This window comes from Nocardioides sp. P86, from assembly GCF_023712465.1.
Lineage (GTDB): Bacteria > Actinomycetota > Actinomycetes > Propionibacteriales > Nocardioidaceae > Nocardioides > Nocardioides kribbensis.
The window spans coordinates 1-390 of the sequence record NZ_JAMAYE010000054.1 but is presented as its reverse complement, the minus strand read 5'-3'; the positions used below and the strand labels follow the sequence as shown (position 1 = coordinate 390).

General features: G+C 79.7%; 1 pseudogene. It reads right to left on the bottom strand.

What is annotated here, in order from left to right:
* Window positions 1-390 (bottom strand): annotated as a pseudogene (locus tag M3673_RS18915) (hypothetical protein); the annotation flags it as partial.

Here is a 390-nt window from a genome sequence, read left to right as displayed (position 1 = left end):
CCGCGCACCACGAGGTGGCGCCCGTCGGGGAAGAAGGCGCCGTCGGGGGCGATCGACAGCACCGAGCCGACCGGCTCGAGCCGGGTGGGGGCGTCGGGCGAGAGCCGCGCCGGGGCGCGGTAGAGCGTGCCGCCCAGGAAGGCCGTGGAGGCCACCAGCAGCCGCCCGCTGCGCGGCTCCACCAGCAGCGTCTCGGCGTCCTGCCCGCCGTCGGGGTAGACCAGCTCGTACGGCGTGCCCGCGGCCCCCAGCGCGCCCCGGCCCACGGCCACGCGGGTCACCGACCCCGAGGTCCGCTCGCCGGGGTTGTCGCCGATGTCGCCGACCCAGACCTCGCCGGGTCGCGCGCCGGGCCCGTCGGCGGGGGCGAGCGCCTCGACGTCGACGGGG